Genomic DNA, 9,835 nt, shown 5'->3' on the forward strand with positions numbered 1-9,835 from the left:
CGAGCAGATCCTCCATGGCTGTCACCACGCGAGTCAGTCGGTGTGCTGCTGTCCCCCGTGGCGCCGGTCGTATTCCTCCAGCGCCTTCTGAATGACTGAATCCAGGAATGCATTCAGGGCGGGGTCGTAGCGCCCGTACGCCTCGCGTTCCCGCATCGACGCGGCGATGATGCCTCGGGGCGGGGATTGAACAGACTTCGCCTCTTCACTGAGCGCCAGGGCAGCGTCTAGCAGGTCGACAATGCGTTCCCTTTCTCCGTCCGTAAGCACTCTGCCTCCATAGCGGACCTCCACATTGAGGTTGCGCAACGCTTTCCGGATGTCGGGCAGGTCGCGTCTCTCGTCAGTCCCGCCGAACACCTCGGCCAGGCTTACGTCGAGAGCCCGCGCAATGCGGACGAGAGTGTCGTACGCCGGCGCGGTTTCCCCCCGCTCAATTCGTGAAACGAGCGACCGGTCACACTCAGCGCGGCGCGCGACCTCCGCCTGCGTGAGGTGAGCGGCTTCGCGGAGTTCTTTCAGACGCTCACCGAGTTCTTTCTGCGTTGGCCACTCCATGGATGTGAGTATACCGCACATCCTTGCGCGACCCTCCACAAAGTCGCGGGATAAATACGCACGAGGAGACAGCGGGAGACAGACCGCGGTTACACGAGCCATTTCCGCACGATTGGTGTATATGGATCACGGATGACGTTGCGTCACCATCACGAAGAGTCGTATTGTTGCACCAGAATCACGAAACGGGAGGTGCTGCAGATGGATATTGGCCAGCGCATTGCTGAGCTTCGGCGGTCCAAGGGACTAACGCAGTCCGAGCTCGGCAGACGCATCAAGCGTTCGCGGTCGCTTGTGTCCCGCCTTGAGTCCGGAGCGGTGACGCCCAACTACACCATGCTCCGCGCTCTCGCTGAGGCGTTCGACATCCCCGTCACCGCGCTGCTGGCCGATGATCCGCCTGAGCAGCGCAAACCCGCGTGATCTCAGTGGTTGGCGCCTTGCCTCCATCCTCGCGGATTCCGGAGAAAGCCGAGGCGCCGCCATGACGGGGGAGGAGGTGACAGCGAGTGGACATCGGCACAGCGATGCGGGTCTCACGCCTGGTGCGCCGCGCTCCGCAATGGAAGGCCGCACGCGAACTGGGCTGCTCCGTGCGGGCCTTGCAGGACTACGAGGCCGGCCGCCGGGCGGTGCCACCCGAGATCATCGAGGCCGCGGTGCGGGTCTATGGCCCGAACCCGTGGCTGCGTGAGGCGGTGGCGGAGCACCCGGTAGCCCGGGCGTACCGCGCGTTACTGCAAGCAGCGTGAAGGGAGGGGCGTCACGGTGGAACGGGATCAGACACGGCCAGGGTCGGATCGCGAGCCGGGACGCCTGCGGGAAGAAGTGATCCGGCGATACGTCGAGATCGCGCTTCCCATCGCGCGCCGGCTGGCGCAGCAGGACTTGCTCAAACGGTCCCTGGCCAGAAAGGAGGCGAGTTGATGATGCTCATCATCACGTTCCGCGGCAAGCGTTACCGGTGGCGTGGCTGGTGCCGCCGCCCGGAACGGCGAGACAAGTGCGGTGCCAAGGTGATCCGGCTTGACGAGTACCGGGCAAGAAAAGCGATCGCCCGTTCGGGCGGGCGACCGCGTGCCTGGCACAGCACCGACAAGGGTGGGGCGGCGTAGACAACGCCGCTCCGCCCCCAAAGTAGCACCGGGTCTGACACCGGAACAAGGGGGGAGACGAAACGCATGGCAGTGCTGGTCAAGACTGCTGAGATGAGCCGCAAGGAGTGGCTGGAGTGGCGGCGGATGGGCATTGGTTCTTCCGACGCCCCTGCCGTGGCGGGAGTCGACGCCTACCGCACGCCAATGGCCGTGTGGCTGGAGAAGACAGGCCAGGTGGAGCTTGAGGACGAGCAGTCGGAGGCAGCGTACTGGGGTTCCGTGCTCGAGGACGTGGTCGCGCGCGAGTTCGCACGCCGGACAGGCTACAAGGTGCGGCGGCGGCTCGCCATCCTGCAACATCCCAGGCACCCGTTCATGCTCGCAAACCTCGACCGCGTCGTAACCGACGATGCGCCCGGGCGGGCGCTCCTTGAGGTCAAGACCACGAGCGCGTACGCGAACGGCTGGTCGGAGGACCGTGTGCCGGACCGGGTGATGGTGCAGGTACAGCACCAGCTGGCGGTGACCGGTTACGAGCGCGCGTACGTGGCCGTTCTCATCGGCGGCCAGCGCTACCAGCACTACCGCATCGACCGGGATGACCAGCTGATCTCCGACCTGATCCGCATTGAGCGCGACTTCTGGCGGCTCGTCGAGACACGCACGCCGCCGGAGTGGGACGGCAGCGACGCCGCGGCCGAGCTTCTCAAGCGCCTCTACCCGGAGGCGGAGGCCGGCAAAACGGTCGCGCTTCCTGCCGAAGCAGAGGAGCTCCTCCGCGCCTATGACGAGGCGAAGCGGGCCGAAGCAGAGGCGGCAGAGAGGCGGAAGGAGGCCGAGAACCGGTTGAAGGCTCTACTGGGAAGCGCCGAGACCGGAACGGTCGGCGACCGCCGCGTGATCTGGCGCAACGTGGTCCAGCGTCGCCTCGACAGCAAACGTCTCCAGGCCGAGCGGCCGGACGTGTACGAGGCTTACCTGACGGAGACCGCCTTCCGGCGGTTTGAGGTGAGGTGACACCTATGGCGACGCAACAGGCACCGGTGCAGCAGAGCCTGGACGACGCGTCCGCGACGACGGCGGCGCAGCAGGCAAGCATCCGGGCCGCGCGGGCGGACGTGAAGGACAAGCTGGCACAGCGCGCCCAGGCCCGTGTCCGGGGCGGCGACCCGGCCAAGACCATCCGCAGCATGCTTGAGCAGCTGCGGCCAGAGCTGCAACGGGCGCTGCCCCGGCACATCACGCCGGACCGGCTGGTGCGGGTCGCTCTGACGACGATCCGCGCGAACCCGCGCCTGATGGAGGCCTCGCCGGCCAGCCTGATGGCCGCGGTCATGCAGTGCGCCCAGCTTGGCCTTGAGCCGGGAATTCTCGGGCACGTCTATCTGGTGCCCTTCCGGAACGGTAAGACCGGCCAAACCGAGATCCAGGTCGTGATCGGCTACAAGGGCATGATCGAGCTCGCGCGGCGTTCCGGCGAGATCCAGACCATCTACGCCCACGTCGTGCATGAGCGGGACCAGTTCGAGTACGAGTACGGCCTTGAACCGAAGCTGATCCATAGACCGGCGCACGGCGACCGAGGCAAGCCCACCCACGCCTATGGCGTGGCTCGGTTCAAGGACGGCGGGTACCAGTTCCTCGTCATGTCCTTTGACGAGATCGAGAAGCACCGCCAGCGCAGCAAGTCACCCGATGAGGGGCCATGGGACACCGACTGGGAGGAAATGGCCAAGAAGACGGTCATCCGCTCCATGTTCAAGTGGCTTCCGGTGTCCGTTGAAGCCCAGCGCGCGGCGGTGATCGACGAGGCGGTGACGGAGGGAGGCCGCACGATCACCGCCTATGGCGAGGCCGTCGACGTCTACGACGAGGTCGACGCCCTGGGATTCGATGCGGCCGGCAATGGGGCAGGGGCGGGCGAGTTGTGATCGCGCCGCCCCGCCACTACTTGGGTTTCGCTGCCTGAACGGAGGTCAGAGCGCATGGAAGTCGCCATCTTGAGGACGATCGACGAGCAGGGCCGGATCAGCCTGCCCGCCGACTTTCGACGGGCGCTCGATCTCGGTCCAGGCGACACGCTGGATGTCCAGTTGCTCCATGGAGAGATCCTCATCCGCAAGCATCAGCCCGGCTGCGCGATTTGCGGGGGACGGGGCAAGCAGGTCGTCCCGGTCCGAGACAAGGTTGTGTGCCGGGAGTGTGCGGCGGAGGTCGCCGCAAGCGCATGAGGGCACGACTTTTTGACGTTCACCCTGCGGCTCTTAGCGAGACGGCTGACGGCCAGCCGGGGGCCGTGAATCCCGGCAAGATTTCGGCTGTTTGTGCTCCCACTAGCGCACTCGAAGTCTGTGCGACCGCTAGGAGGCAGCGCGAGTCATGGCATGGCTTGAAAGCCATCAGGAGTTGAGGGACCACCCGAAGACCAAGCGGCTTGCCCGCATGCTGGGGATCAGCCTGCCGGCCGCGATCGGGCACCTTCACCTGCTCTGGTGGTGGGCCATGGATTATGCCCCCGATGGAGACATCTCGGATTACGACGCTTACGACATCGCCGATGCGGCTGGCTGGGAGGGCGAGCCCGAAGCGTTCCTAGACGCGCTCATCAACTGCGGCCCGGGTGACTCCCCGGGATTTGTCGAGCGGGACGAGTTCGGAATGCGCCTTCACGACTGGGACGACTACGGAAACCAGTACAAGGAGCGCCAGGCTGCAGCGGAACGCAAGCGGCGTTCACGTGAACGGCGCAAGACAATGCAGGGCATGTCACGTGACAGTCACGTGACCGTCACGGGACAAGAACGTGAAGTCACCGCAGACAAGACAAGACCGGACCAGACAGGACAAGACAAGAAATATAAAACACCCCCCTCCCCCTCTTTGCCGGGATCGGGGCGTCTGGTCGCTGCCGTTAAGTCCAACAGGGCCGAGACCATGGAGCTTGAGCGGCTCTTTCATGAGCGCTTCTGGCCAGCGTACCCGAGGAAAGTGGCAAAGAAGGCCGCTCTCAAGGCTTGGCTCAAGATCCGACCGTCTCCCGAACTCGTAGACCGCATGCTCGAAGCGCTCGCACGGCAACGTGCTAGCCCGCAGTGGACCAAAGACGACGGCGCGTACATCCCGTACCCCGCCACTTGGCTGAATCAGGCGAGGTGGGAGGACGAGATCGACGCGCAGCTACACAAACACGGCATCAGCGACTTCTCGGGCGTGCCGCCTGAAGGGCGTGACGCGCGAGAACTGCTGAGGGCAGGAGGTGGCCTCGGTGGATAAGGGCGTGCTGGAAGGCGCGCTCATGGCGCAACAACAGCAGGGACCAGACGAAAACGTGCCGGCCTGGCTGGAGGAGAGCATCCAGGCGGCGGGATTGAACGGCCCACTTGCCGCCACGATGCGCAGGGCATTCCTCGCAGCACAGCGCCGGCAACGCGAAATTCTGCGAAATGCGGCATGCTCCTCCCTCGCCGAACTGGAGGAGTTGCAGGAGCGAGAGCGGGTCCAAGCGGCGCTCGACGCGCAGGTTCCGCGGCGGCTTCGCGAGGCGTCGTTCGCGTGTGCCAGCCTGTACCCACCCGCCCAGGCGGCGTTTGAGTGGGTCTCGCAGCAGATCGAGGGCTGGCAGGGGTCCAGCGAGGACGACGAGCCGCGACCGCTCTACAGGTTCCGCGGCGGCTGCCTGGTCCTCGCCGGCCCCACGGGCGTCGGCAAGTCTTGGGCCGCCGTCGCCGCCGTTCGGGAGTTCGTGCGGGCCTATGCGTCGTTCCGGTGGTGCTACGCGCCCGACATGCTGCCAGAGATCGACAGCGAGATGCACCGCGAGCACGTCCCGCTGCGCCAGACATCTGCGGCGACGACTCAGGTGCTGGTGATCGACGACCTCGGCGCCGAGGCTGAGACGAAGTCCGAGCGCGAGAGGATCGACCGGCTGATCTACCACCGGCACGGAAACCGGCTCACAACGATCATCACGACCAACCTGTCGGTGCCGGACCTTCGCGAGCGTTACGGCGACCGCGTGGCAGACCGCCTGTACGAGTGGGGAGTCATTCACGAGTTCGGCGGCGCCAGCCAGCGAATGCCGGAGATCGGCGAGCTCAAGCTCGCGAAGGCCGCGGGTTACACGGGCGGTGGTCGCCGGTGACGACAAAACAACCCCATGACGGTCCGGGGGTGGACTCGTGAGCGGAGCGAGAAGCAGGCGAAAGGGCGCAAACGGCGAGCGTGAACTCGTGACCCTCTTGCGCGCTGCTGGCTTCGACGCCCGTCGTGTGCCACTGTCTGGCGCGCAGGAGGGCTATCCCGGTGACGTTGTCGCGGCGGGTATGGTCTGGCAGGTGAAGCGCAGGGCGCGGGGTCTCAAGAGCTTGTACGCCTGGCTTGACGGCCACGACGTCCTCGCCGTCCGCGCAGACCACAAGCCGTGGCTCGTGGTCATGCCACTGAAGACCTGGCTTGAGCGGGAGGTGCTCAGGCAGGAGTCGTCCGGCGACACGCAAGGCGCATCAGCCCAGGAGGAGGGGGAAGCGTCATGATCCGGGTCCTGGACCGTGGGTACGTCAGGCTCGTGGACCACATGGGCTCGGACCTGTCCGTGGTCAACGCGGCCCGGGCTTCGTTCCAGAAGGAGTCGGACTGGGATCTCAGCCCTGACGGTCCGCGCCTCAGGGACAAAGACGCGCGCCTGATCTGGTTCCTCGCCGAGCACGGGCACACGAGCCCCTTCCGCCACGCTTTCGTCACGCTGGAGGTCAAGGCCCCGCTCATGGTGGCGCGGCAGTGGTGGAAGTACGTCGTCGGCAGCGACCACACCATGGACGCCTGGAACGAGGCGAGCCGGCGGTACATCACGATGGAGCCCGAGTTCTACATCCCCGAGGCGTGGCGGGAGGCGCCGAAGAACCGCAAGCAGGGCAGCGTAGGGCCGGTTGATGCTCAAAAGAGCCAGGCCCTTTCCGCCAGCCTTGCCGCGCACGTCGACCGGAGCCTCGCGCTCTACCAGGAGGCCCTGGATGCGGGCGTCGCGCCCGAGCAGGCACGCATGTTCCTGCCGGCTTACGCCATGTACACGGTCTGGCGGTGGTCGGCGAGCCTTCAGTCGGTCGCCCACTTCCTCAAGGAGCGGCTGGCGGACGACGCGCAATGGGAAATCAGGCAGTACGCCAGGGCGGTGTACGAGCTCGTGCGGCCGCTATTCCCGCATTCGCTGGCTGCGCTTCTCGGAGATGGACACGACCCCTCAGACGGCGGGCATACCCCGGATGGTGAGGTGGCAGGGCCATGACGGACGCACAGCGGCGCACCGTTGAGGCTGATTTGCGCGCGTACCCGGCCCATGCGAAGCGCCTGGCCGAGCTTGAGGCGGAGATCGACGAGTTGCGGCGCGGGTTCGCTGCACGGGCGCTCCCGTGGCCGGACGAGGACCAACCGCGTGCTTCCGGGAATAGGGCCGTCTCAGACCATGTGCCGGTGGCCGTCATGCAGCTCTGGAGGACACCGGCGTATCAAGAGTACCGGCGCCTTGAGCCCCTGGTGAGGGCTATTGAGAACGCTTATCGAAGCCTCGATGAGGAGCACCGCCGGGTCATGGAGGCGTACTACTGGCGCTGGCCGGAGGCCCAGGCGGCGTTAAACCTGTCCCGGTCCACGCTGTACAGGCGCCGCATGCGCATTTGCCGCGTCGTGCTCCGTGAGCTTCGCCGCGCTGGTGTGCGCACATATCGAGATCCAGGCGGAACGTGGCGGGTGGAAGACGCGGAGGTCAGCGGTCCCACGACGGCTTAGGGCCCTTCCGAGCCGGTTCGATGCGAATCGGGCGGGGGATGAGCCAGTCGCGGCCGACCTTGATGGCTCCATGCACGCGTCCCTGCTCGCAGAGGGCGCGGATACGGCGGGCGGACAGCCCAAGTTCCTGGGCCGCCTCCGTGCACGTGGCAAACGGCTTCTCGCTCATTGGACGCTGGCGAACTCCCGCACGGGAACGGTCAAGGTGGGCTCGTTGTCCTGCGCCTTGTGGCGGCAGATCTCGACAATCTTTTGCGCCACGTGGGTCTCAAACAACTGCTCGCCGCAGCGCGGGCAAACCCAGGCAGGGACGCCCTTGATGAGCACGTAGGCGTCAGTTCCCTGTCCCGCGCGCTCGAACACGTCCACGAGCCTGCTCTCCATGGTCGCTCCGCAGAAGCACTTCACACCGTTACCTCCTTCTCCGGTAGTCACTCGTCCAACGCTCCGGGAACAGATCCGGCCGGTAGACGGTTATGATCCGCACTGGCTCATAGGCATAGCCGACGACCGCATGCACAGGCCGCCCATCCGGGAGGTGGCACAAGACCAGGCAGGAGGCGCTGCGCTTGTCTTCAGGATAGTCCTCGATGATCTCGCCGTTCCGGCGGAGCGCTTCACTGACGACGATCGGATCGAGATCGTCGGCTACAGCCTCACGTATAGCATGCAGCGTCCACAACGGCTTCTTCGAGGCCACACGCTTGCGGAGTTGTTCGTCGTTCAACAGAACCCCTCCTGGCATTACGATACCGCAAGCGGAATAGTAGTGTGACGAAAATTGAAACGCCTGAAACGCGGCGAACACTAAAATGGGCATCGAGAACAAAATCTTGCGCTCACGCCGCACGACGCGAACACCCGGCACAGAGCCGGGTGCTCTTGTTTTCTGGGGGCCACGCCATGGAGATCCGCACGATGCGCCTCGACGAGTTGATCCCGGCACCGTACAACCCGCGCCGGGAGCTGCGCCCTGGCGACCCGGAGTACGAGGCCCTGGCGAGGTCCGTGCGGGAATTCGGCCTCGTCGAGCCACTCGTCTGGAACCGTCGAACCGGCCGCCTCGTCGGCGGACACCAGCGCCTGCGCGTCCTGCGCGACGCCGGGGTCACGGAGGCCGAGGTCTCCGTCGTCGACCTCGACGAGGAGCGCGAGAAGCTCCTGAACCTGGCGCTGAACCGCATCCAGGGCGACTGGGACCAGGACAAGCTGCGCGAGATCCTGGCCGAACTCGACGCGGCCGGCGCGGACCTCGATCTTTCGGGGTTCAGCGAGCGCGAGGTCGAGGAGATCCTCGCTAGCATGCCCGCGGATATGGGTGACCTGCTCGACGGTGCTGACGAAATGGCCCCGGAGCCTCCGGCGGAGCCCGTTACGAAGCCAGGCGATCTCTGGGTCCTTGGCCGACACCGTCTTCTGTGCGGGGACGCCACGAACGCACTGGACGTCGAGCGTCTCCTGGGCGATGCAAGGCCGCTCCTCATGGTGACGGATCCGCCGTACGGCGTGACTTATGACCCGGAGTGGCGCTTGCGGGCGCTTGGCGATGGCGCGGCTCGACGCACCGGGCGCATCGCGAATGACGACCGCGCCGACTGGTACGACGCGTGGACGCTGTTCCCCGGTGAGGTCGTCTATTGCTGGCATGGCGGCCTGCACGCGGACGTCGTGAAGGACTCGCTTGAGCGGGCCGGTTTCGAGATCCGGGCTCAGATCGTCTGGGCGAAGCCCCGTTTTGCGATCATCCGCGGCCACTACCACTGGCAGCATGAGCCCTGCTGGTACGCCGTGCGCCGCGGCGCAGAAGCGCATTGGATCGGCGACCGCAGCCAGACCACGCTCTGGTCCATCCCGGTGCTCGACGACGAGGACCAGGAGGTCCACAGCACCCAGAAACCGACCGAGTGCATGGCTCGACCGATCCGGAACCACGCCGGGGACGTGTACGACCCCTTTGTAGGTTCTGGAACCACAATCGTGGCCGCAGAGCGACTCGGCCGCCGGTGCTTTGCCATGGACATTGACCCGCGCTACGTCGACGTCGCGGTCATGCGTTGGGAGCGCCTCACGGGGAAGAAGGCTGAACGTGTGCCGGCTGAGGAGGGCGCGGTTTCGAAGGGGGGCAGGTGACGGCGAATGACCGCAGAGATGGTGCCGGCGCCTTGGGAACGACAACCGGGTGAGCCAGCCCGCGCATTCGCCGCATTCTGCCTGTATCGCGACATGCCGGCGCATGAAAGATCGCTGCGAGCCGTGGCCGAGCGCCTGAGCAGCAAAGGGTCGGGAAGAGGTCGGAGGTCTACCCGGCCTCTCGAACGCTGGAGCACCCGCTGGCGCTGGGTCGAGCGTGCCAGGGCCTGGGACGACGAGCAGGACCGCATCGCGCGCGAGGCGCAGCT

The 9,835-nt window shown here is 66.0% G+C and carries 16 protein-coding genes; 13 read left to right on the plus strand and 3 right to left on the minus strand.

The features are described from left to right. Positions 1 to 33: 33 nt before the first annotated feature. The gene (locus tag IRZ18_06585; GenBank protein ID MBX5476772.1) at positions 34 to 579 is read right to left on the minus strand and encodes a helix-turn-helix transcriptional regulator; all 546 of its coding nucleotides are present in this window, start codon (positions 577 to 579) and stop codon (positions 34 to 36) included. 171 nt (positions 580 to 750) lie between these two features. Here IRZ18_06585 and IRZ18_06590 point away from each other — a divergent pair, with 171 nt between their 5' ends. The 12 genes from IRZ18_06590 to IRZ18_06645 all read left to right on the plus strand — a co-directional run bounded on the left by IRZ18_06590 (position 751) and on the right by IRZ18_06645 (position 7,436). After that, entirely contained in the window at positions 751 to 981 is a 231-nt protein-coding gene (locus IRZ18_06590) for a helix-turn-helix transcriptional regulator (GenBank protein ID MBX5476773.1), read from the plus strand. A gap of 86 nt (positions 982 to 1,067) precedes the next feature. Continuing rightward, positions 1,068 to 1,310, plus strand: coding sequence for a helix-turn-helix transcriptional regulator (locus IRZ18_06595; protein ID MBX5476774.1), 243 nt, complete (start codon positions 1,068 to 1,070; stop codon positions 1,308 to 1,310). 16 nt (positions 1,311 to 1,326) lie between these two features. After that, positions 1,327 to 1,485 (plus strand): hypothetical protein, encoded by a 159-nt coding sequence (locus IRZ18_06600; GenBank protein MBX5476775.1) that lies wholly within the window; start codon positions 1,327 to 1,329, stop codon positions 1,483 to 1,485. Further along, positions 1,485 to 1,673: a hypothetical protein gene (locus tag IRZ18_06605; protein MBX5476776.1), complete on the plus strand. Its 189-nt coding sequence runs from the start codon at positions 1,485 to 1,487 to the stop codon at positions 1,671 to 1,673. The genes IRZ18_06600 and IRZ18_06605 overlap by 1 nt, the downstream gene beginning before the upstream one ends. Before the next feature lie 93 nt (positions 1,674 to 1,766). Beyond that, complete coding sequence (locus IRZ18_06610) at positions 1,767 to 2,672, plus strand: YqaJ viral recombinase family protein (protein MBX5476777.1); 906 nt, start codon at positions 1,767 to 1,769, stop codon at positions 2,670 to 2,672. Between the two features lie 5 nt (positions 2,673 to 2,677). Further along, positions 2,678 to 3,586, plus strand: a complete 909-nt coding sequence (gene recT / locus IRZ18_06615) for a recombination protein RecT (protein ID MBX5476778.1) — start codon at positions 2,678 to 2,680, stop codon at positions 3,584 to 3,586. Positions 3,587 to 3,640: 54 nt separating this feature from the next. Next, entirely contained in the window at positions 3,641 to 3,886 is a 246-nt protein-coding gene (locus IRZ18_06620; protein ID MBX5476779.1) for an AbrB/MazE/SpoVT family DNA-binding domain-containing protein, read from the plus strand. 148 nt (positions 3,887 to 4,034) lie between these two features. Further along, on the plus strand, positions 4,035 to 4,928 hold the full coding sequence (locus IRZ18_06625; GenBank protein MBX5476780.1) for a hypothetical protein: 894 nt from the start codon (positions 4,035 to 4,037) through the stop codon (positions 4,926 to 4,928). Continuing rightward, positions 4,921 to 5,796, plus strand: a complete 876-nt coding sequence (locus IRZ18_06630) for an ATP-binding protein (protein ID MBX5476781.1) — start codon at positions 4,921 to 4,923, stop codon at positions 5,794 to 5,796. The genes IRZ18_06625 and IRZ18_06630 overlap by 8 nt, the downstream gene beginning before the upstream one ends. Before the next feature lie 37 nt (positions 5,797 to 5,833). Next, the gene (locus IRZ18_06635) at positions 5,834 to 6,187 is read left to right on the plus strand and encodes a hypothetical protein (protein ID MBX5476782.1); all 354 of its coding nucleotides are present in this window, start codon (positions 5,834 to 5,836) and stop codon (positions 6,185 to 6,187) included. Further along, the gene (thyX, locus tag IRZ18_06640; GenBank protein MBX5476783.1) at positions 6,184 to 6,936 is read left to right on the plus strand and encodes an FAD-dependent thymidylate synthase; all 753 of its coding nucleotides are present in this window, start codon (positions 6,184 to 6,186) and stop codon (positions 6,934 to 6,936) included. The genes IRZ18_06635 and thyX overlap by 4 nt, the downstream gene beginning before the upstream one ends. After that, positions 6,933 to 7,436, plus strand: a complete 504-nt coding sequence (locus tag IRZ18_06645; protein MBX5476784.1) for a hypothetical protein — start codon at positions 6,933 to 6,935, stop codon at positions 7,434 to 7,436. The genes thyX and IRZ18_06645 overlap by 4 nt, the downstream gene beginning before the upstream one ends. A 165-nt stretch (positions 7,437 to 7,601) precedes the next feature. Here the strand turns inward: IRZ18_06645 and IRZ18_06650 are convergent, their stop codons facing one another. Together IRZ18_06650 and IRZ18_06655 are read right to left on the minus strand one after the other, a co-directional pair. Beyond that, a complete protein-coding gene (locus IRZ18_06650) occupies positions 7,602 to 7,844 on the minus strand; it encodes a YgiT-type zinc finger protein (protein ID MBX5476785.1) in 243 nt (80 codons plus the stop codon). A gap of 4 nt (positions 7,845 to 7,848) precedes the next feature. Continuing rightward, the gene (locus IRZ18_06655) at positions 7,849 to 8,181 is read right to left on the minus strand and encodes a DUF4258 domain-containing protein (protein MBX5476786.1); all 333 of its coding nucleotides are present in this window, start codon (positions 8,179 to 8,181) and stop codon (positions 7,849 to 7,851) included. Between the two features lie 158 nt (positions 8,182 to 8,339). On the opposite strand from IRZ18_06655, the gene IRZ18_06660 reads away from it, so the two are divergent. Next, complete coding sequence (locus IRZ18_06660; protein MBX5476787.1) at positions 8,340 to 9,566, plus strand: DNA modification methylase; 1,227 nt, start codon at positions 8,340 to 8,342, stop codon at positions 9,564 to 9,566. Positions 9,567 to 9,835 lie beyond the last annotated feature (269 nt).

The sequence above is a fragment of the Clostridia bacterium genome (assembly GCA_019683875.1).
Taxonomy (GTDB): domain Bacteria; phylum Bacillota; class Sulfobacillia; order RBS10-35; family Bu92; genus Bu92.